Annotated in this window: 24 protein-coding genes and 5 pseudogenes; 25 read left to right on the top strand and 4 right to left on the bottom strand. The window is 38.9% G+C overall.

Annotation, left to right across the window (positions count from 1 at the left end; genetic code table 11):
• The first annotated feature begins 589 nt into the window (after positions 1 to 589).
• The 11 genes and pseudogenes from JCM10519_RS10365 (at position 590) to JCM10519_RS10325 (ending at position 7,139) form a co-directional block, all read left to right on the top strand.
• A complete protein-coding gene (locus tag JCM10519_RS10365; RefSeq protein WP_054739031.1) occupies positions 590 to 1,456 on the top strand; it encodes an effector binding domain-containing protein in 867 nt (288 codons plus the stop codon).
• A 3-nt stretch (positions 1,457 to 1,459) separates the two neighbouring features.
• Entirely contained in the window at positions 1,460 to 1,693 is a 234-nt protein-coding gene (locus JCM10519_RS28670; protein WP_347843784.1) for a hypothetical protein, read from the top strand.
• On the top strand, positions 1,689 to 1,916 hold the full coding sequence (locus JCM10519_RS28665; protein ID WP_347843849.1) for a GyrI-like domain-containing protein: 228 nt from the start codon (positions 1,689 to 1,691) through the stop codon (positions 1,914 to 1,916). Before JCM10519_RS28670 ends, JCM10519_RS28665 begins: the two co-directional genes overlap by 5 nt.
• A 1-nt stretch (position 1,917) precedes the next feature.
• Complete coding sequence (locus JCM10519_RS10355; RefSeq protein ID WP_054739029.1) at positions 1,918 to 2,868, top strand: ATP-binding cassette domain-containing protein; 951 nt, start codon at positions 1,918 to 1,920, stop codon at positions 2,866 to 2,868.
• Positions 2,868 to 3,353, top strand: a complete 486-nt coding sequence (locus tag JCM10519_RS10350) for an ABC transporter permease (protein WP_347843783.1) — start codon at positions 2,868 to 2,870, stop codon at positions 3,351 to 3,353. The genes JCM10519_RS10355 and JCM10519_RS10350 overlap by 1 nt, the downstream gene beginning before the upstream one ends.
• Positions 3,310 to 3,606, top strand: coding sequence for an ABC transporter permease (locus JCM10519_RS28660; RefSeq protein WP_347843782.1), 297 nt, complete (start codon positions 3,310 to 3,312; stop codon positions 3,604 to 3,606). Before JCM10519_RS10350 ends, JCM10519_RS28660 begins: the two co-directional genes overlap by 44 nt.
• Complete coding sequence (locus tag JCM10519_RS10345; protein ID WP_054739026.1) at positions 3,585 to 3,806, top strand: hypothetical protein; 222 nt, start codon at positions 3,585 to 3,587, stop codon at positions 3,804 to 3,806. Before JCM10519_RS28660 ends, JCM10519_RS10345 begins: the two co-directional genes overlap by 22 nt.
• A 289-nt stretch (positions 3,807 to 4,095) precedes the next feature.
• Entirely contained in the window at positions 4,096 to 4,533 is a 438-nt protein-coding gene (locus tag JCM10519_RS10340) for a MarR family transcriptional regulator (protein WP_054739024.1), read from the top strand.
• Positions 4,534 to 4,550: 17 nt separating this feature from the next.
• Positions 4,551 to 5,931, top strand: a pseudogene (locus JCM10519_RS10335) (MATE family efflux transporter).
• 666 nt (positions 5,932 to 6,597) lie between these two features.
• Positions 6,598 to 6,864 (top strand): collagen-binding domain-containing protein, encoded by a 267-nt coding sequence (locus JCM10519_RS10330; RefSeq protein WP_054739023.1) that lies wholly within the window; start codon positions 6,598 to 6,600, stop codon positions 6,862 to 6,864.
• A 17-nt stretch (positions 6,865 to 6,881) separates the two neighbouring features.
• Positions 6,882 to 7,139 carry a hypothetical protein gene (locus JCM10519_RS10325; RefSeq protein ID WP_054739021.1) on the top strand — a complete coding sequence of 86 codons (258 nt, stop codon included), beginning with the start codon at positions 6,882 to 6,884 and terminating at the stop codon, positions 7,137 to 7,139.
• 371 nt (positions 7,140 to 7,510) lie between these two features.
• On the opposite strand, the gene JCM10519_RS28655 is transcribed toward JCM10519_RS10325, so the two are convergent.
• Entirely contained in the window at positions 7,511 to 8,200 is a 690-nt protein-coding gene (locus JCM10519_RS28655) for a hypothetical protein (RefSeq protein WP_347843781.1), read from the bottom strand.
• A 335-nt stretch (positions 8,201 to 8,535) separates the two neighbouring features.
• Positions 8,536 to 9,586, bottom strand: a pseudogene (rsmH, locus tag JCM10519_RS10305) (16S rRNA (cytosine(1402)-N(4))-methyltransferase RsmH).
• 293 nt (positions 9,587 to 9,879) lie between these two features.
• Here rsmH and JCM10519_RS10300 point away from each other — a divergent pair.
• The 6 genes and pseudogenes from JCM10519_RS10300 (at position 9,880) to JCM10519_RS10280 (ending at position 14,961) form a co-directional block, all read left to right on the top strand.
• Positions 9,880 to 11,332: pseudogene (locus JCM10519_RS10300) on the top strand (DEAD/DEAH box helicase).
• Between the two features lie 366 nt (positions 11,333 to 11,698).
• Positions 11,699 to 12,314, top strand: a pseudogene (locus JCM10519_RS10295) (helix-turn-helix transcriptional regulator).
• Between the two features lie 208 nt (positions 12,315 to 12,522).
• A complete protein-coding gene (locus JCM10519_RS10290; protein WP_347843780.1) occupies positions 12,523 to 13,254 on the top strand; it encodes an ATP-binding cassette domain-containing protein in 732 nt (243 codons plus the stop codon).
• Entirely contained in the window at positions 13,241 to 13,387 is a 147-nt protein-coding gene (locus JCM10519_RS28650) for a hypothetical protein (RefSeq protein ID WP_347843779.1), read from the top strand. The genes JCM10519_RS10290 and JCM10519_RS28650 overlap by 14 nt, the downstream gene beginning before the upstream one ends.
• Positions 13,380 to 14,129 carry an ABC transporter permease gene (locus JCM10519_RS10285; protein WP_054739012.1) on the top strand — a complete coding sequence of 250 codons (750 nt, stop codon included), beginning with the start codon at positions 13,380 to 13,382 and terminating at the stop codon, positions 14,127 to 14,129. The genes JCM10519_RS28650 and JCM10519_RS10285 overlap by 8 nt, the downstream gene beginning before the upstream one ends.
• Positions 14,129 to 14,961: pseudogene (locus JCM10519_RS10280) on the top strand (undecaprenyl-diphosphate phosphatase). The gene JCM10519_RS10285 and the pseudogene JCM10519_RS10280 overlap by 1 nt, the downstream one beginning before the upstream one ends.
• Here JCM10519_RS10280 and JCM10519_RS28645 read toward each other — a convergent pair.
• Together JCM10519_RS28645 and JCM10519_RS28640 are read right to left on the bottom strand one after the other, a co-directional pair.
• The gene (locus JCM10519_RS28645; RefSeq protein ID WP_347843778.1) at positions 14,946 to 15,188 is read right to left on the bottom strand and encodes a GNAT family N-acetyltransferase; all 243 of its coding nucleotides are present in this window, start codon (positions 15,186 to 15,188) and stop codon (positions 14,946 to 14,948) included. The pseudogene JCM10519_RS10280 and the gene JCM10519_RS28645 overlap by 16 nt on opposite strands.
• A 4-nt stretch (positions 15,189 to 15,192) precedes the next feature.
• Entirely contained in the window at positions 15,193 to 15,570 is a 378-nt protein-coding gene (locus JCM10519_RS28640; protein WP_347843777.1) for a hypothetical protein, read from the bottom strand.
• A gap of 94 nt (positions 15,571 to 15,664) precedes the next feature.
• On the opposite strand from JCM10519_RS28640, the gene JCM10519_RS10270 reads away from it, so the two are divergent.
• The 8 genes from JCM10519_RS10270 (at position 15,665) to JCM10519_RS28625 (ending at position 19,530) form a co-directional block, all read left to right on the top strand.
• On the top strand, positions 15,665 to 15,883 hold the full coding sequence (locus JCM10519_RS10270) for an NUDIX domain-containing protein (protein ID WP_054739010.1): 219 nt from the start codon (positions 15,665 to 15,667) through the stop codon (positions 15,881 to 15,883).
• Positions 15,884 to 16,304: 421 nt separating this feature from the next.
• Positions 16,305 to 16,727, top strand: a complete 423-nt coding sequence (locus JCM10519_RS10265) for a hypothetical protein (protein ID WP_054739008.1) — start codon at positions 16,305 to 16,307, stop codon at positions 16,725 to 16,727.
• Between the two features lie 17 nt (positions 16,728 to 16,744).
• On the top strand, positions 16,745 to 17,032 hold the full coding sequence (locus tag JCM10519_RS10260; RefSeq protein WP_054739006.1) for an HNH endonuclease: 288 nt from the start codon (positions 16,745 to 16,747) through the stop codon (positions 17,030 to 17,032).
• Between the two features lie 142 nt (positions 17,033 to 17,174).
• Positions 17,175 to 17,648 (top strand): GNAT family N-acetyltransferase, encoded by a 474-nt coding sequence (locus JCM10519_RS10255; RefSeq protein WP_054739004.1) that lies wholly within the window; start codon positions 17,175 to 17,177, stop codon positions 17,646 to 17,648.
• A gap of 31 nt (positions 17,649 to 17,679) precedes the next feature.
• Positions 17,680 to 18,189, top strand: coding sequence for a GNAT family N-acetyltransferase (locus JCM10519_RS10250; RefSeq protein ID WP_054739002.1), 510 nt, complete (start codon positions 17,680 to 17,682; stop codon positions 18,187 to 18,189).
• Between the two features lie 287 nt (positions 18,190 to 18,476).
• Entirely contained in the window at positions 18,477 to 19,100 is a 624-nt protein-coding gene (locus JCM10519_RS28635; RefSeq protein WP_347843776.1) for a hypothetical protein, read from the top strand.
• A 39-nt stretch (positions 19,101 to 19,139) separates the two neighbouring features.
• Positions 19,140 to 19,331 (top strand): hypothetical protein, encoded by a 192-nt coding sequence (locus JCM10519_RS28630; protein WP_347843857.1) that lies wholly within the window; start codon positions 19,140 to 19,142, stop codon positions 19,329 to 19,331.
• Positions 19,276 to 19,530: an AraC family transcriptional regulator gene (locus JCM10519_RS28625; RefSeq protein WP_347843848.1), complete on the top strand. Its 255-nt coding sequence runs from the start codon at positions 19,276 to 19,278 to the stop codon at positions 19,528 to 19,530. Before JCM10519_RS28630 ends, JCM10519_RS28625 begins: the two co-directional genes overlap by 56 nt.
• The last annotated feature ends 52 nt before the right edge of the window (positions 19,531 to 19,582 follow it).

Raw genomic sequence — 19,582 nt, 5'->3', positions numbered from 1 at the left:
ACGGACATTACGCCGCCATTTGAATTTAGAGCTTAAAAGAGTTATATAAGCAATTGTTTAAATAAATCGGAAGCATTCTTCAACTTCAGGTGAAAAGAATTTAAAAAGTTTTTGCAACAAATATAGAGGTTACGTTTTTCAGAATTGAAGACGTAGCCTTTTGATGTGTATAGCAGTCCTTTACAAAACACCTGTTATAATTTATACTCACCAAATAAAAAAAATAAAGCTTTGGCAGGTCCCTATCCATACCTAAATATTTTACAGTTTCCCCTAATCCCATAAAGTTTGGAGGGATTTTTTATGTATTGGTCAATGCAGACTACACCGCTGCAAGTTGCCAGATGTATTAAAGTAAACCAATCAACAATCAGACGCAGGCTTTCCCAAATTCTTTCCAAGCTAAAAATCTTAATAAAGATGCAGCTCAGCAGCAAGCAGCGCCCACACTTTTATTATAAAAAAAGTGTGGGCGTCTATTGTTGATATATAAATTTTATTGCGGTAAAGTAGAGTTTACAAAAGAGAACATAAAAAGCGAGGAATAAATTTATTTTAAATAGTATGATTGATACATGGAGGTGAAGAAATGGAGTGGCTAAAGAAGTTAAGCAGCGCTATTGACTATATTGAAAAGAACCTGGATAACGAAATTTCATGTGAGGAAGCGGCAAACATAGCGTGTTGTTCGCCTTATTATTTCGGACGTATGTTCACCTATGTAGCCGGTATTCCCTTATCTGAATATATCCGCCGCCGGAGAATGACACAGGCCGCTTTTGAATTGCAATCCACAGATACAAAGGTATTGGATGTCGCACTGAAATACGGATACAATTCTCCGACCTCTTTTAACCGGGCGTTTCAGAGCGTTCATGGAATTTCTCCCTCAGCTGCCAAATCCGGGGGGAGTATGCTCCATGCGTATCCCCCCATTAAATTTTCCGTTAAAGTTACAGGAGGTGATGCTATGCCATATCGTATGGAAGAAAAAGAGTCTATGAGGATTGTAGGGATCCGCATTCCATTAACAGAGGACATGGAGGAAAACCAAAAGCTGGTTCCGCCTTTTTGGAACAGAGCTTTACAGGATAACCAATTCACAGAAATCTGCGAACTGTCGGATAAAATTCCAGGTGCAGTGCTGGGAGTCACTGTTTATCAAAATCCAGATGATATTTACTATTATATTGCGGCTGCAACGGATCAGCCTGTTCCGGCAGGAATGTTTGAGTATGAAATCCCGGCAGCAACATGGGTGGTATTTGAAAGCGACGGACATTTCAAAGAATCCATACAAAATATTTTCAAACGTTTTCTTACAGAATGGCTTCCGTTCTCAGGGTACACTTATGCAGAATTGCCGGACATAGAGGTATATCCGATCAGTCAGGAAAAGCCACAGGAGGGGCATTCCGAAGTATGGATTGCTGTAAAAATGGAAAAGGGGAATTAAAAAATGGAATACCAAATTGAAATCAGAGATATAGAACCGATTCGGGTTGCTTTTCTGAGATACAAGGGAATCGTAACCGGGGCAAACAAGGTTTTTCCAAGCGTTTTTCAGTCTATTAAGGGAAAGACAAGCGGCGCACCGTTCTTTTGCTATTATGTGATGAACCCGGAAACAAAAATGGGCGAAATGGACTTGTGCGTACCCACAGAGGAAACACCCATAAAAAAATGGAATTGAAATAAAAGAAATTCCACGCATCAAAGCAATCAGCGTCACGCATATTGGCCCTTATGAAACCTTGCATAATGCTTATTCAGCAATTGACCGGTATGCTGCTGAACATCATCTGCAGCTTAGTCCACCATTTAGAGAGGTTTTTATCAAAGGCCCCGGAATGTTCTTAAAAGGGAATCCTGCCGGATATGTTACGGAAGTTCTGTTCCCGGTCAAGGAGGAATAATATGACCGCTATTCGAACCGAAAATTTAATAAAAAAGTATAAGAACGGCGTACAGGCATTAAATGGCCTGAACTTAGAGGTAAAGGAGGGAGAAATTTTCTCCCTCTTAGGACATAATGGTGCGGGGAAATCAACGCTTATTCATATACTGACCACTTATCTGGCTCCTACCTCTGGTCTTGTTACCATGTTCGGAAAAGACATTTACCGGGAAACGTCTGAAATTCGCAGGCAAATATCCTGTGTGGCACAGCAGACATCCATTGATACACACTTGTCTCTTACAGAAAATATGATGTTTCAAAGTAAGCTCTATAAGGCGCCTGAACTGGAAGCGCAAAAACGTATGAAAACACTGATTTCCTGCTTTGGGTTAGAACGGTACTTGAAATATCCTGTTTCATCCTATTCCGGCGGGGTAAAGAGGCGGCTTGATATTGCACTCAATATGATGTCAAATCCTAAAGTATTATTCCTGGATGAACCAACTGTTGGTATGGACATTCAATCCCGCATGGCGATGTGGGACATGATGAAAAAAATCAGAAATGATTTTGGAACCACGATTTTTCTGACAACTCATTATTTAGAGGAAGCTGACCAGTTAAGCGATACCATATGCATTATGAAAAGTGGGAAAGAGATACTTCAAGGTACGCCTCATGCGCTCAGAGAATACTTACGGCAGGATATGCTGAAAATCAGTTTTGCATCAAAAGAACAGGCCCAAAATTGTTTTGAACCGTTAAAAAGTGTTGTTGGACTGAAAGAATCTGACTTGTGCCATGATAAAATCATTACCGACTTAAAAAATGGACATATAGATTTAGAAAAAGCGAATCGCTGGCTTCTGGAACATGAAGTCCCATTCCTGGGGATAGAAATTATGCAGCCTACCTTAGAAGACGTTTTTATCAGACTCACAGAAGAAAATGGAAAGGAGGCGTGCTAATGGAGGTTTTTACTCTGCTTCAGCGTAATATAAAGTGGCGTTTTCATAATGCTTTCACGATTGTAATGACGATTTTGCAGCCTATCCTTTGGCTGGTTTTATATAGTGCCGTTGCCGGACAGCCTATGCAGGGCATTGGGATTGAAAACTATACGGCCTTTATTCTTCCCGGGCTTGTTGTCCTTGTAAGTTTTGGAGCATGCAGCAGCAGCGGTATTATGAATTATCTGATGAAAACTGATGGGAGTTTTTACAGGGTGTTGATTGCCCCGGTTCGAAGAAGCTCAATTGTACTCGGCCAAGTATTAGAAGCAGTACTATGTACTTTTATTGAAGTTACAATCATGTGCATTGTCAGCCTGTTCTTTTCTGTAAAAATTGCGTCCGGATTTATAGGGGGGCTCCTGATTGCTTTGCTGATATTTATGACTGCATTTTTTTATGGCAGGGCTTACTTATGCGATCAGCCTTTGCCTTCCCAATGAGGTCATTTACGAAACCGTGATGAACGCAATTGTCCTGCCGGTATTCTTTCTAAGCACGGCATTATTTCCGGCAGACAGATTATCCGGGGGATTGGCAATTGCAGTTAATCTAAACCCGTTTACTCATGTAATTAACGCCTTACGAGCTTTGATTTTACAGGGAAATATTGCTGCCCGTGATGTTACATTTGTTTTTCTTTTACTAGCGGTTATGTGTTTTATCAGTTTTTTGTGGGCACTGCGCAGATTATAAAAGGAAACAAGCTTATTCACCAAGAGCTGCTTCAGGCATTATGGACAGTTGATCACTTACTGATGAAGCATTTTTCAATGAGAAAAGCTGATCACAAGCCGCCAGAAGTATTGGAGGAAATGAATCTACGGTCAGCCGCAGGCTTTCAAAAATTCTGTCTAAGCAAAAAACTTGATGAAAATTTAGTTTTTAGTGCATAGCCTCCTCACTTTTTCCTTTATAGAAGTGAGGGGGATTTTTCTATTTCTCTTGTGTATCCTGACAACATCGAAATCATTCGTTCATATCCAGCAGCTTAAATACGTTAGCTGTTCCTTATCCTTCCGGTATAACAACAAGTTCACGCAAAGGAGGAATGTAAAATGCGCATTTACAAATCATAAAATCATTTTCAACGCTTTTTATAACTTGACATTCTAAATGGATTCCTGTAAGATAGTTCTTTATAGAACTGTTCTGAAAAAGAACTAAAGAAAGGTGGATGAATTTATGAGTAAACGGGCTGCAATGCTGATTAATGGGCAACGCGTAAAACGGCTTTATGAAAAACAGTTTGAAGAAACTCGTATGAAGTACCAAATCAGTCAGTCTGAACTTGATATTCTTGCATTTCTTGCAAACAATCCAGAGTATGATACGGCAAGTGATATCGTTGAGATCAGAATGATTGCAAAAAGCTATGTCTCAACATCCGTTGAAAGCCTTATCACGAAAGGCCTTCTGGAAAGAGTCCAGGACCAAAATGACAGGCGGGTCATTCATCTTAAGTTGACAGAGAAAACAACTCCTATCATTACAGATATCAGGCTTGGCCAGGCCCAGGTATTGAAATTGCTCTTTGCCGGAATGACAAATGATGAAATCAGAGTATTTGAAAAGCTGCTGGAGAAAATTTTTGATAATGCTGATGCAGCGTTAGAAAGATAGACAAAAGGAGTTTGGATATGGAAAAAGATACTGCCTTTTTAGGTGAAGAAAAAATAGGAAAATTAATTTTTAAACTCTCATTGCCTGCTATTACAGCACAGCTTGTGAATATGTTCTATAATCTTGTTGACCGCATTTATATTGGACATATTCCTGAGGTTGGACCACTGGCGCTGACAGGCGTAGGTGTCTGTATGCCCATTATCATGATTATAACGGCTTTTGCAGCTTTTGTCAGTATGGGTAGTGCGCCTCGTGCCTCCATTTATATGGGAAAAGGCGATAACAAAACTGCTGAAAAAAATACTTGGCAATTCGTTTGTCCTGCTTTTGATCATAAGCGCTATTTTGACTTTTGTTGTTTACATTTGGCAAAAGGATCTCTTAATGCTTTTCGGTGCGAGCGAAAATACGATTGGATATTCAATTAGTTATATGGGTATCTATGTAATAGGTACGATATTTGTTCAGCTTACAGTCGGCCTTAACGCTTTTATTTCAGCACAGGGCTTTGCAAAAACCAGCATGTATTCCGTTTTAATTGGTGCGGTTTGCAATACTATACTTGATCCAATCTTCATTTTCGGATTGAATATGGGGGTTGCCGGTGCGGCATTGGCGACGGTCCTGTCACAGGCTATTTCCGCAGTTTGGGTCATGTATTTCCTTTGCGGCAAAAAAACGATCCTGAAACTGAAAAAAGAAAACTGCCGGATTGAGGTAAAAGTGATATTGCCCTGTATTGCACTTGGGCTTGCTCCGTTTGTCATGTATGCTACGGAAAGCCTGATTGCTGTTTGTTTTAATGCATCGCTTCTGAAATATGGCGGAGATATTGCTGTCGGTGCCATGACAATTCTCACAAGCGTCATGCAATTTTCTATGCTGCCGCTTTTGGGCCTTACCCAGGGGACGCAGCCGATTATCAGTTACAATTTTGGCGCGAAAAATGTTCGGCGCGTTAAGGAAGCCTTTTTTATACTGCTGAAATGCAGCGTGATATTTTCAGCGTCATTATGGCTTTTTATCATGCTTTTCCCGCAATGGTTCGCCGGTATTTTTACGTCCGATGCCTCACTCATTCAGTTTACGTCAGGCGCTATGCGTATTTATTTTTCCGTATCGCTTGTGTTTGGGGTCCAGGTCGCTTGTCAACAGACCTTTATTGCAATTGGAGACGCCAAAACTTCGCTTTTCCTTGCTCTGCTCAGAAAAGTGATCCTTCTGATTCCGTTAATTTACATTCTGCCTTTGATATTTACAAATCAAACAATGGCAATCTATCTGGCTGAACCAATTGCCGATATCATAGCTGTAACCGTAACAGGTACGATGTTTGTTGTTCAATTCAGGAAAACATTGAAAAGCTTGATTGACCCCAAGTCTAACCAGGATTAAGGTGATAAATTCTATAGAGTTAACTTAAAAGTTTATCAACCATTTGAACGACCTATAGAGTTTAATGATTTTTAAAATAATGAAACATCATTAATGAAACAAGCTTATAACCATCGAACTTTTATTCAGTTTAGGACTAGATGGTAATTAATAATAGATAGTACTGGCGTTGTGATTATTTATCCAGGACTTGTAAGAACCGAGTTATTAATGAAGTCAGAAAAATCAGTTAGATAATAATTTCTTTAATGCAATTATCATTTTGTAAAACCTATAGTTGACCATGTAGATGAAATAGAAGAATTCTGATTGTCTGACATCATTCTTGATAATATGGATTTCAGGGCGATAGGAATACTAAAATCAGTTATTTGTTTGTTAGATTTCAATACAATAATTAATATTATCGATAAATTGACAAAGAGTAAGGAGAGGCTTTTTAAAGCGAGAATTCTTTAGAGATTTTTTTCCGAAACATGATGGCAATGAAGGACAAAAAATGCTTATTTTGTCCCATACTTTGGAAGATAATTTATCTTAATTTCAAAAGATTTTCATAAAATTTAGTCCTATTGCATAAAAAAACTGCACAGAACCATTTCCATTAGAATAAACTGAATTGAGAATAAAAATGCGTTGCAATTCAAGCAATTTGCAGGAGTTTATATGGACAATATCAGTTATAGTGAGGAAGCAATGGCAAGTGCAGGATTACCTTATGATGATATTAACTGGTATACGATTGCAGGTCAGCCTTTTGGTGCTGCATCCAGATTCAATGTTATTGTATTTAACGATGCTAATAACATTATAGATGTTGAAGGGCCTGTAGCTATAGGTGGAAGTTTTTACAGTCCAAGGGGGTTGAGTGTTGGCTTTGTTAAAAGAGGTAATGGAGAAGTCGGCTACTCACCGGATTTAGTAGCTTTTTAGTTGGCGGTAATGTATCTATGGCCGGTCCTTTGGTTGTTATCGGCCATGTGGTTGTCGGCGGTGGATTCCGTGCAGCCAAGGGAAGTACTTATTTCATCGGAAAAGATGGGCTGACTGATGGGATACAAGAACTAAAATTTTTGTACCAGGCCAATGGGGGCAGCCAATATTGGACACCATCGGATAAAGGTGATCACTATTTGATTCCCAGTTATGATGTACCAAGATATATACCTGCAAGCAGGATAGGTGCTGACTTACCCAGATTTTTTTAGTGATGCAAGGGAAAGCATTGGATATTACAAAGACTGTATTGAAACCTTAACTCCAAATGGAATTGTAGTGGATAATAATTACGAATGGATTTTAAGGGGAAATGACCCTGTACAGAATGTATTCCTTATCGATGTAAGGCCAAATGGTCTGATCAACAAAGGTATACGTGCAGAAGTTCCGCAAGGAAGTACAGTAATTGTAAGGCTGAGAACGGGAGCCAATGCTCATTTGCAATACGGTGTTTATGGGGAAAGAAGTAAGGCTAATCAGACATTGTATGTGTTTGAGGATGCAACTAATATCTATATGGAAAAGTCTTCCGATATCTGGGGAAGTATTCTGGCGCCACAGGCTATGTACCATGCACATCCTACAGGCGGCCATGTAAGCGGTAATGCGGCCTTGAGAGCTTTTGCTGTAAATGCTGACAGCGGTTTTGAATTTCATTATTTTCCATTTGTTGGAGGAGTGACATGTCAAGCCATAGCGCCAGCCCCAGTGGTTCCAGCACCGGAAGTACCTCAGGTATCACCGGGAATGGAGGAACAGCCTGCTCAGGTGTGCCCGGAATGCCCAACGTGTCCGGCACCGGCACCTTGCCCTCCGCAGGAACCGTGTCCGGCACCAACACCTTGCCCTCCGCAGGAACCGTGTCCGGCACCAACACCTTGCCCTCCCCAGGAACCTTGCCCGGCACCAGCTCCTTGTCCCCCACAGGAACCCTGTCCAACGTGTCCGGAACCAAGACCTTGTCCTCCACAGCAACCCTGTCCGGAACCAAGACCTTGTCCTCCGCAGGAACCATGCCCGGCGTGTCCGCGCCGACACCTTGTCCTCCGCAGAAACCCTGTCCGGCGTGTCCGGAATGCCCAAAACCAGAGCCATGCCCAGCCTGCCCGGAACCGGAAAAAGAGTATATTCCCATTCCAATACCAATTCCTGTAGAATGCCCAAAACCGAAGCCATGCCCGGCCTGCCCAGTGTGCCCGGAATGCCCAGCCTGTCCGGAACCGGAACCCTGCCCTGTTTGCCAGGACTGCCTGATTAAACCCTGTATCATAATGGGCTGTATCTGGGGCTGCCGATGCCAGGATTTCCATGATTGGGATGTAAAATTATACCAGAGATGCAATGACACCGATATTTTTCTGTCCTGTGTACAGATTAACGGTTGTGGCTGCTTTGAATTTACAGTTCCTTATGAAGGCCATTATATCTTAAAAGTAAGGATGTCTGATAGCTGCTGTAAGACATTCTGGTGCAAACCAATCATTACTTTGAATAATATTGGCGTAGCCAGTTTTATGATTGAATAATTTTAGATCGATTTGCCATGTATTAATTTTATCAGGGCTGCTGCAAGTGGGGGAATACCTTAATTGCAGCAGCTTTTTATTAAGATTTTATAGCCCAGCGTAATTTTGCACATCGGGCACGGCCATTGGAATTACATTCGGCTGCTGATGGCCGAATAGCTTCAGGGGCTATTTCTTTGTAGATACCTTCACGATAGAAGCGTTGAAAAGATTTTTTTAACGAGACGATCTTCACCAGAATGAAAGGTAAGGATAGCAACTCGTCCGCCCTCAGCCAGGGCAGCAGGAAGTTTTTCTAAAAATTCATATAGCACTTCAAATTCATTATTTACATCAATTCGCAGCGCCTGAAAGCATCTTTGACAGGACTTTTTAATTTCATTATTTCTATCTTTTTCTGGAATGAATTTCAGTGTATCTTTGATAATTTGCTGGAGCTGACTTGTTGTTGTAATGTCTGTTCCTTTTTTTATTGCAGAAATAATGGCATGAGCGATTTCTGCGGAATGAGGCTCGTCCGCGTTTTCCAGCAACATACCGCGTAACTCCTCCTGCGAAATAGTTTTAAGACGATCAGCTGCAGACATGCCTTTTAGTGGATTCAGCCGTAAGTCTAATGGCCCATCCGCCTTAAAGGAAAATCCTCTTTCAGGATTGTCTATCTGCATGGAAGAAACACCCAGATCCGCCAATATAAAATTCAATGGTCCTGATTCGGAAGTGATTTGATCTATATTGGAAAAATTTGTTTGCCTGATCGTTAAGATTTCTGAGCCATAACCTAAGCGCTCTAAACGTTCCCTTGTCCGAGGTAATTCGATAGAGTCTACATCAGTAGCATACAAGTGCCCCTTTGAATTTAAACATTTAAGCATCTCTAAAGTATGGCCGCCATAACCCAGAGTTGCATCTAATCCAGTTTGTCCAGGGGTAATTTGTAGGAATTCCAATATTTCATTCACGCAAATGGAACGATGCGTACCAGCAGGAGTATTACCCTTTTGAATAACCTTTGCCACAGCATCAGCATATAACTCTGGCTGCAGTTCTTTGTATTTTTCTTTAAAAGCTTTTGGGTGAGTACCTTTATACCTGGGACGACGCTGATGTTTTTGCTCTTGATTATCCATTCTTGCTACCACCTTTTTAAATATCTATTTTTTATATATGATTCAAAGCGTCTGCGAAGCTGACGATTTTGAATATTCTTATATAACATGATATCAAAAGCATGTCATAATAGCAAATGCATAATAAAAGAATCTGTAAGAAAGCTTAAGCTTAAAGTGGCTGGAAGCGAATGAAACCGTTTTTATTGCATTGAACGGTATCCTCATGTAAAATGGGTTAGTACGTAACTTATCAAGAATTATATGATTCTAGTTATAATTATACATTTTTGAATTGAATGAGAGGTTTAGATATGGATATTAAAGATTTTCATAATTATACAATCAGTGAGGATATCGTAAAGGCACTTAATGGTCTGGAGTATGATATACCTACAGAAGTTCAGGCTAAAGTCATTCCAGCTGCTTTAGAAAAAAATGATCTTATCGTCAAAGCGAGGACGGGCAGCGGCAAGACGGCCGCATACGCAATTCCCATATGTGAATTAGTTGAATGGCTTGAAAATAAACCACAAGCCCTTATCTTGACTCCAACAAGGGAACTTGCTGTTCAAGTAAAAGAGGATTTTACCAATATAGGCAGATTTAAACGAATAAAAGCAGCAGCAATCTATGGAAGACACCAGTTTTCTATTGAGAAAGCAGAGTTAAAGCAGAAAACACATGTAGTTGTTGGTACACCGGGGCGTGTCATGGATCACATAGAGAAAGGTACGTTGAGCTTAAATAAAATTAGCTGCTTAGTAATTGATGAGGCAGACAGAATGCTGGATATGGGATTTATTGAACAGGTAGAAGCAATTATAAAAGAACTGCCCGAGGAACGAATGACAATGTTGTTTTCTGCTACCATGTCCGATGAAGTAAAAAGTATAGCATCAAATTATATGAGAGACCCCATCAATATAGATGTCAGCGAGGCCAGTATCATGACAGCTGATATTAATCATTTTCTTTATATTGCAAATGAAGAAGATAAGTTTGGACTGCTTACCGATGTTATGATTATTGAAAAACCGGATAGCTGTATCATCTTTTGCAGTACCAAGGATCGGGTGGATATGGTATGTGACCGCCTGAATGATTTAGGCTATCCCTGTAATAAAATGCATGGCGGCATGGAACAGGCTGATCGATTATCTGCAATGATGCGTTTTAAAAGGGGAGAGTACCGCTATTTAATTGCCACAGATGTAGCGGCAAGAGGTATAGATATAGAGAATATTTCTCTGGTCATTAACTATGACATTCCCCTGGATGAGGAAAACTATGTCCATCGTACCGGAAGAACAGGGCGTGCAGGGCAAAAAGGGAAAGCAATTTCCTTTGTGGTTCCCATACAAACCAGATATTTACTTGACATCGAAGAACTGATCGGGTTTAAAATTCAGGAAATAACAAAACCTGCCAAAGAGGAAGTAGCCAGACTGAAACCTGCTTTTGATGAAAAAAATGCATATGGCTCCTCAGATTAGAAAAATGAAAAGTGATCAATTAAATAAGGATATAATGAAATTACGTTTTAATGGCGGAAAGAAAAAGAAGCTCAGGGCAACCAATTTTGTTGGAGTCATATCCAATCTGGAAGGTGTGGGGGCAGAGGACATCGGAATAATAACCATACAAGATACCCTTACCTATATAGAGATACTAAACGGTAAAGGACCATTGGTACTGGAAGCAATGAAACATACAATGGTTTGCGGTAAGCAATTGAAGGTGACGAAGGCAGTGGGGAGAATTTAAATGTATAGAAATAATTGATTTTATCATAATTGTCCGATTTTACAGGCGGAGGAGAATACAAAACAAGCCAGATTAGTACTTGCAGATTTGGCACAAAGTATGATTTTAGGTACTTGCAGTTTGCTTGGAATGTTGTGCCTGGATAAAATGCAGATGGGAGATCGCCAAATCAGGAGTTCTATGATATAATTTGTGAAATCGGTGTATAGAGATACAAGAGGGAAGATAAAAAGCAGACTTTAGCAACAAAATGTTGTGGTGTTAGAGCGGTTTCGGAGCAAAGACCGGGCTAAGAAATGACGGTTTTTGCCCTCTGAACATAGGCTGAAATCTTTCGTGCAAAGTCTAATCGAGAGGAGTCTTAAGTTGGAATTCAATGAAAAATTACAACAACTTAGAAAACAAAGGAATCTGACTCAGGAACAACTTGCAGAACAATTATACGTTTCAAGAACTGCAATCTCAAAATGGGAAGGTGGGAAGGGTTATCCCAATATTGAGTCACTAAAAGGGATATCAAAGCTTTTTGATGTATCTATTGATGAGCTGCTTTCTGGTGATGAACTCATTAGTATAGCAGTAACTGAAAATCGTTCTAATTTGAGTAAAGTCTTCGGATACATCTATGCGGTGCTGGATATAATGGCAATTGCTTTATCCTTTTACCTCTTTACGGACAACCGGCGGGGACATATATCCAGGCGGTTAATCTGCTTATATACACGAATAATACCCAGGCAATTCTTACATGTTATTGGGTCATTTTTATTACCTTGATAGGGCTTGGTGTCACGCAGTTTATTTTTTTCACATTTAGAAAAAGAAAAATTAAGGGGTATCATCTTAAAGACTTCCTTTGCCATAGATGCAATAGCAATTGTTTTCTTTTTTTGCAACAAGAGAGCCATACGCGGGGGCCTTGCTGTTTTTCTTTTTTTTCATCAAGATACTCACCTTGTTAAAAGAAAAACAAATCAAATAAATACTGAAAAGCTTGAAAACAGGCCTTTGACACGAAACGTGTCAGGGCTTTTTTTCTATTGTGACGACAGGTTTCTTGTTCAACTCATGTCAGATATGGATAATAAAGCTATCATTCATGGAGGACTTGAATGAAAAGAAAGGAAATATGGCGATGGAATATCTTATTGAAACAAGAAATCTGAAAAAAACAGTATGGAAAATCAATTGTGGTAAACGATGTCAGCGTCCATGTACCTAACGGGAAAATCTACGCCTTGCTCGGCAGAAATGGTGCAGGAAAAACAACCTTAATGAAAATGCTTCTTAAACTCATTCGATCAACAAGCGGAGAAATTTATTTGTTTGGCACAAGGTGTGAAAAGACAGATCACAGCATTTACCGGCAAATCGGATCGATCATTGAGACGCCGGGATTTTACGAAAATCTTACCGCCTTTGACAACCTAACCCTTTTGATGCACTTGCGTGGACAGGGAAAAAAGGAGGACATAATGAAGGCTTTGGAAATGGTCGGTCTGCATCATGAATATTTAAAGCCCTTTTCGGATTATTCATTAGGTATGAAACAACGGCTCGGAATTGCCGCGGCGCTGATGCATGAGCCGAAATTGCTCATACTGGATGAGCCAATCAACGGACTTGACCCAATCGGAATCTCAGAAATACGCGCATTGCTGACATCACTTTGCCGGGACAAAGGAACTACTATATTTGTATCCAGCCACGTGCTTAGTGAAATTGAGCAAATTGCGGACGTCATTGGAGTGATGCATGAGGGGCAGTTGATTGAAGAAATCAAAATGGAGGTCCTTCAAAATCGAAGACATGAATATATTGAATTTGAAGTTTCAGATATGAAGAAAGCATTAGAAATTCTGGAAAAAAAGCTATGGGATTACAAACTGCCAGGTAGAGGGAAATACATTGAAAGTATTTGACATTGCTTATAACTGTGGTATGATCAACAAAACGTTTGTAGAAAACGGATTAATGGTAACAAAAATAAAGGAGACAAAAGAGAATTTAGAAGATTATTTTTCAGAATTGATTGGAGGTGGCGGCATTGCTTAATCTGGTTTACTGTGAAATCTTAAAATTGAAACGCTCTAAAATCGTCTTATTCAGTGTCTTAGGCGTTTTGTCTACCCCTTTTATGATGTTAGTCGAAGCATTGCAAACCCATTTTGACCATCCGGAGCAGGTTTTTACCTTAAACGACATATTCGACAGCAGTTTGTTATATGTCATGTTATTGATGAATATGATGGTTTATGTGGCGATTACTTCTTACTTATTCAGCAGGGAATATACGGAAAAGACACTGAAAATGATATTGCCTGCACCTGTTTCACGAATTGACTTTATAACTGGCAAGTTTCTCATGCTGTATCTTTGGACTACCGTACTGACTGTTTTGACCTGGGCAGCAATTTTTGCTTTAATGTCAGCTTATCATGTCATCTTTGGTTTAGATGGGTTTGGTTTTAAAGTTGCAGGCGAATGGCTGATCAAGTTTCTATTGGGCAGTGTATTAATGTTTTTGACCATATCTCCATTTGCATATATAGCCGAAAAAACAAAAGGGTTTGTTATACCCGTGATTGTTTCTGCAGCCGTTGTTATGGGGAGTGCTGCAATTAGTAATCATAAATTTGGTGCTTTATATCCTTGGACAGCTAACTTGTTTTTAGTAAAAGGCAGCATTCAAACTACGGATTATCCAATTCCCGTAGTCATAGGGATCATTGGATTTGTCTCACTCTCAGGTTTTTATTCAACATTTAGATATTTTTATAAGGAGGATTTAAAATAATGTCATTTGATTTCATGGAAATTATAAAAGTTATAATTCTTGGTATTGTAGAGGGCATTACAGAGTGGCTGCCCATCAGCAGCACTGGCCATATGCTCTTGGTCGATGAGTTTTTACAGCTTAATATGAGCGAAGCCTTTAAAGAAATGTTTTTTTGTTGTTATTCAGCTTGGTGCAATCTTAGCGGTGGTAGTGATATTTTGGAACAAAATGATTCCTATTACATTCAAAGAAAACAGGCAGGTTGTTGTCCATAAGGATATTCTTTCACTATGGCTTAAGGTTGTAATTGCCTGTATTCCAGGTGCTGTGGTGACTGTTTTCTTCGATGATTATATTGAAGCACATCTGCATACCCCTGTTGTCATTGCAATTACATTGATTTTTTTATGGTATTGCATTTATTCTAATTGAAAACTGGAATCAAAAGCGGCCTTCTGAGGGAGGTGAAGTGTACGACATCACTTATAAAACAGCATTGATGATAGGTTTCTTTCAGGTGCTGTCTATTATACCTGGAACATCGCGTTCCGGTTCAACGATTATCGGGGCCTTATTGATTGGAGTACCCAGGCTTGTGGCAGCGGAGTTTACATTCTTTCTTGCTGTACCGGTCATGTTCGGATTAAGTGCATTAAAGCTTTTAAAGTTTGGTATTGCTTTTACAGGGATGGAATTATTGACATTAGGGATTGGAATGGTGACAGCATTCCTTGTGTCATTGCTCGTCATTAAATTCTTGATGAGCTATATTAAAAAGCATGACTTTAAAATATTCGGCTGGTATCGCATTGCACTGGGTATCCTTGTGTTACTTTATTTTTTTATATAACCTTTGGGATTAAAGTTTTTTTGCATAAAAGTCCACTGAAATGTCCCGACAAAAAAATCTTTTAAGGGACTTTTTATCTTTTTTATCTCTTTAAATCCTAACCTAGAATAAAGGCGTTTTGCAGAGTTCTCTTCAGCAACCGCTAATGAACAAGAGGTATAGCCCCGATCCAATAATGCCTGTTCGGCGTGCTGAAGCAGCAGCATGCCAATTCCTTTCCCACGCAAAGCTTCATTCTGCGATATGTTCTATATAGGATTCATTTGGCGTGTTAACATCTAACAGCAGCATTTTTAAAAACAGCAGTAAGATGTTAATGACGCCATACCTTTGGCATAAGGAAATAATCGGTATTCTTTTATTTCCTTTTTCTTTTTTACTGCAGCGTATTAAAATTACACCAACTATATTCTGATTATGTTTTGCAACAAAATGGACATAGGCGGGGGCACCGGCTTTCAAATCCCAGGAAACATATAAAATATCTTTTATATCATGAATGCTTAAATTCTGACGATGGTAAAACTTGCTTTTAAAAGAATGAACTAATAAATCAATTACGCTTTCAAAATCTTTGTTTTGATACTCTTCAATAGTAATATGGTCCATGGCAAAGCCCCAATTAGGAAAAGGCGTTATAATTTATTAAAAAAACTTAGTACAAAAAGCAGATATATTATATAATGAACTTGAGGTGATTAGTATGCATAGAATTATTGCAGCAGCCATTGTAAAAGAAGGTAAGACTTTAATAGCGAAGCGTAATTACGGTTCACTAGCAGGTTATTGGGAATTTCCAGGTGGAAAAGTAGAAGATAATGAAACAGATGTGGAGTGCCTAAAAAGAGAAATTATGGAAGAATTATCTGTGAAACTTAAGATAGAAGAGTTTCTTGGAGAACAGCAGTTTTTTTGTCGATAGAAAAGAATATATGATGGTTTTATACAGGGCAGTTTTATTAGATGAAAATTTTCGACTCAATGTGCATAGTGAAACTGCTTGGGTGAAGAAGGAGCAGTTACACAAGTATAAGCTGGCGCCAGTGGATGAATTACTGGTGCAGCAAGGGTGTTTGGAGGGATTAGCATGAATTACTTTTTTTGTGTTCCAGAACAAAACATTTTATGAAGAATATCATGGCGGGTATTTGTGGGCGCCGCAGTATGGAAATACCGGGAGGAAGGAAGCCCATTGGGAAAAAAATGAAAGAGGTTAGACGTGGCGACGTTATCATACATAGCTATAAGAAGAAGGTAATGGCAATCAGCATAGCTAAAAGAGATGTGTATATGCAAAAAGGCCGACAGAATTATCGAATGAATGGCAACAAGAAGGCTGGAGAGTGGATACTACCTATATCCTTTTTACTGAACCGATCATTACATCAGATTATAAAGAAAAGTTATTAAAACTGCAGCCACAGAAATATGCACCGTTTAATAAACTTGGTAGAGGCAATACGGGATATTTGTTTCAGGCAAATAAGACAATGTATGAATTTATTATAAGACAGACAGCGGCAATCCAGAAAAACGAGCAAGAAAAACAAAGAATTTTAGAATTACTGGATCAGGGGGAAAGGCCTCAAATAGCTTTATCAGAACTTGAGATTGTGATGGATTTAGAGGAAGTAAAAGCTAAACAGTTATCACCGGAAAAATTAGCGGTTCAGATTAAAAGTGGCAAATCAAAAAAAGTCACAGAAAACAGAAGCAGTTGTATATTATCGGAGCCCTTACGTGAAAGAGATGGTAAAAAAAGATAGCAGAAGGTAAATGTCAGATGTGTGGTGAAGAAGCGCCCTTTTATGATAAGAACAAGGAGCCATATTTGGAAGAACACCACGTGAAGCGATTAGCGGATGGCGGGAGCGACACGATGGATAATGTGGTGGCAGTCTGCCCAAATTGCCATAGGAAATTGCATGTGTTAAATGATGAGGCGGACACCGTTGTTTTAGAAGGAATTGTAGAACAAAATGAAAAACAGTATCAGAGATTGTTAGCATATGCAGAAAAAAATGGAAAAATGAGTTTCTGCAATTTCTTTAGAGGCAACAAAAATGAGTAAACAGGTTACAAAGGTATATGAAGAAAGAACATTTTTTTAATATCGTTCGGATTATACAACTGAAAAGAAAAAGAATTTAATAAGGAGTGTTTGCATGTGTGGAATAAGAGCCGATGATTAAAACTTAAAATCGGAGGTATTTATGAAATATATTATTAGAGAAATGTATGCACAGGAATATCCGCTTCTCGCTGATTTTCTGTATGAAGCGATTTTTCAGAGAGATGAAAATAATTTATTACCAAGAGCAGTAATTGAAGAACCTTCTTTGCAGATATATATTGAAAACTTTGGAAGAATGGAAGACGATTATTGCCTGTGCGCAGAAGTAAATAAAAAAATTGCAGGTGCTGTCTGGGTAAGAAATATCAATGGATTTGGAACTGTTGGCGATGATACACCAGAGTTTTCAATCTCTCTTTATAAAAAATATCGTGGATATGGTATTGGAACAGAACTGATGAAGCAAATGTTGAGGGTGCTTAAAAGCAAGGGATATAAAAAGGCATTACTTGCTGTTCAAAAGGATAATTATGCGTTACGTATGTATCATAATGTAGGATTCAAAATTATTGATGAAAATGCGGAAGAGTACATAATGGAGTATATTTTCTGAGATGAATTTCAATTTGAAAGGAGATATTTAAGTGGAGTGTAAAATACGGGAATGGCAGATAGAGGATGCTGAAAATTTAGCATTAGCGATAAATAACAAGAAAATCCAGGATAATCTAAGAGATGGGTTACCTTATCCCTATACAGTTGAAGATGCAAAAGAATATATTACCTCTTTGTTGTCGGCGAACAAGGATGTGATATATGCTTTTGCAATTACAGTAGATGATAAAGCCATCGGAAGCATTGGAGTGTTCCGCTGTAACAACATTCATTTCAGAAGTGCTGAAATGGGTTACTATATAGCAGAATCATATTGGGGAAAAGGAATTGGAACAAGTGCAGTGAAACAGACTTGCAGGTATATTTTTGAAAACACGGATATTTTGCGGATTTTTGCAGAACCCTTTGCTTTTAATACGGCATCCTGCCGTATTCTTGAAAAGGCAGGATTTCAGTGTGAAGGTATCTTGAGAAAGAATGCAATAAAAAATGAGGTTATTCTTGATATGAAAATGTATGCACTGATTAAAGAGGATTGAAAAAACAGTACCCATGGATTTGCAATGCAAGCAATCGAAAAAGGTACCCTCCAAAATCTCATATTTGATAACCAGGCGTTTGCAAATCATCGGGCGATGGCATGTTGTCAAATAAAAGTTCTAAAAAGCAATAAAAGTTCTGCAGCCCCGTTAGGTTTTAGCAGCCTCTTTTTGGAAGTTTTAAACCTGACAGGTAATAAACAGGGCAGTATGGTATAGTTAGCTTATACTAACAGTATGCCGAACCATAGTTTTTGATAGTATTAAGACAGGAAAGGAGCTTTTAAATGGAGCATAAATTCTATATAAATTCAAGAAATGGATATGCCGCTATGTTAGAGCAATATAGAGCCATGCATGAGCAAATTGGGAAAGCTCGTTTTTTGCCTAACCACGATAAGAGTAAGGGCATTGTTTATGATATAAAGCCGGAGTATGGCAAAGGAACCATACAAATATATAATTTACTCGGCAATGTTATGCTGATTATCTATAACTTTGTGTTTAATAAGGATATCGTGACAGTATTTGATTTAGCCGGAAACTATTTTGAAATTGAATACTGTATCGATGGTTGCATGTATATAGAAGAAGAAAAAGCCGGCGATACCTGTTTTGAAACAAACAATTTATCCCTTTCTTTATCCCAGGATATGAAAGGCATCATCAGGCGTTGTGCGGGGCAAGAATATCAGGGAGTTTCTATAACAGCTGACAGGCAGGCACTTTCCTCTTATTTTGGAAGTACCGGAGCTGGTTTATGGAATGATACAATAGAAAAGCTGGAAGATCAGTTCCGCTCAGAGTACTATTTAGGCTTAAATGCTCCCCCTGAAATATCAGCTGCTTTTCTGCAAATATTTAATTGCCGCCTTCCTGAAAAAAACCCGTACTTTATTTTACGAGAGTAAGGTTATGGAAACATTATCAATGATTATATCCAACGAAGTATGAAGCGTGAAACATGTGAGCTGACAGCACTCACTCCTTATGAATTGCAAAAAATCAAGGAAATTCCTCAAATTTTGCTTGAAGAACCATTTGAATTGCCAAGTATCCTTTCCCTGTCTAAAAGGTTGGTCATTAATCCTAAAAAAACTGACGAAAGGTTTCAAGCTGGTTTATGGAGATACTATTTTTAGCTATCACAGGAAATTTTCATTACAGCGGGCTGCCTCCATGCTGCTGAACACAGAGAAATCAATTAATGATATTGCCTATGAGATTGGCTATTCAAGCTCCAGCAATTTTTGTGCAGCATTTAAAAAGCAATATGGTATTACCCCATTAAAATATCGGGAATCCTCCTGCTGCGCAATGCAGAATAGGTTCTGCTTATAAAATGTTTTAAGACTTCGTACTTTAACCACAGGCTGATACCTGTGGTTTTTTA

Source organism: Clostridium sp. NkU-1 (genome assembly GCA_001312405.1).
The sequence above is the reverse complement of the archived record's forward strand: the minus strand, read 5'-3'. Positions and strand labels throughout refer to the sequence as shown.

Coding starts and splice junctions, on each gene's coding strand:
- JCM10519_RS10365 (WP_054739031.1), top strand. CDS start 590: ATGGAGTGGCTAAAGAAGTTAAGCAGCGCTATTGACTATATTGAAAAG.
- JCM10519_RS28670 (WP_347843784.1), top strand. CDS start 1,460: ATGGAATACCAAATTGAAATCAGAGATATAGAACCGATTCGGGTTGCT.
- JCM10519_RS10355 (WP_054739029.1), top strand. CDS start 1,918: ATGACCGCTATTCGAACCGAAAATTTAATAAAAAAGTATAAGAACGGC.
- JCM10519_RS10350 (WP_347843783.1), top strand. CDS start 2,868: ATGGAGGTTTTTACTCTGCTTCAGCGTAATATAAAGTGGCGTTTTCAT.
- JCM10519_RS28660 (WP_347843782.1), top strand. CDS start 3,310: ATGGCAGGGCTTACTTATGCGATCAGCCTTTGCCTTCCCAATGAGGTC.
- JCM10519_RS10340 (WP_054739024.1), top strand. CDS start 4,096: ATGAGTAAACGGGCTGCAATGCTGATTAATGGGCAACGCGTAAAACGG.
- JCM10519_RS10330 (WP_054739023.1), top strand. CDS start 6,598: ATGGACAATATCAGTTATAGTGAGGAAGCAATGGCAAGTGCAGGATTA.
- JCM10519_RS10325 (WP_054739021.1), top strand. CDS start 6,882: ATGGCCGGTCCTTTGGTTGTTATCGGCCATGTGGTTGTCGGCGGTGGA.
- JCM10519_RS28655 (WP_347843781.1), bottom strand. CDS start 8,200: ATGATACAGGGTTTAATCAGGCAGTCCTGGCAAACAGGGCAGGGTTCC.
- JCM10519_RS28640 (WP_347843777.1), bottom strand. CDS start 15,570: ATGGACCATATTACTATTGAAGAGTATCAAAACAAAGATTTTGAAAGC.
- JCM10519_RS10270 (WP_054739010.1), top strand. CDS start 15,665: ATGCATAGAATTATTGCAGCAGCCATTGTAAAAGAAGGTAAGACTTTA.
- JCM10519_RS10260 (WP_054739006.1), top strand. CDS start 16,745: ATGTGTGGTGAAGAAGCGCCCTTTTATGATAAGAACAAGGAGCCATAT.
- JCM10519_RS10255 (WP_054739004.1), top strand. CDS start 17,175: ATGAAATATATTATTAGAGAAATGTATGCACAGGAATATCCGCTTCTC.
- JCM10519_RS28635 (WP_347843776.1), top strand. CDS start 18,477: ATGGAGCATAAATTCTATATAAATTCAAGAAATGGATATGCCGCTATG.
- JCM10519_RS28630 (WP_347843857.1), top strand. CDS start 19,140: ATGAAGCGTGAAACATGTGAGCTGACAGCACTCACTCCTTATGAATTG.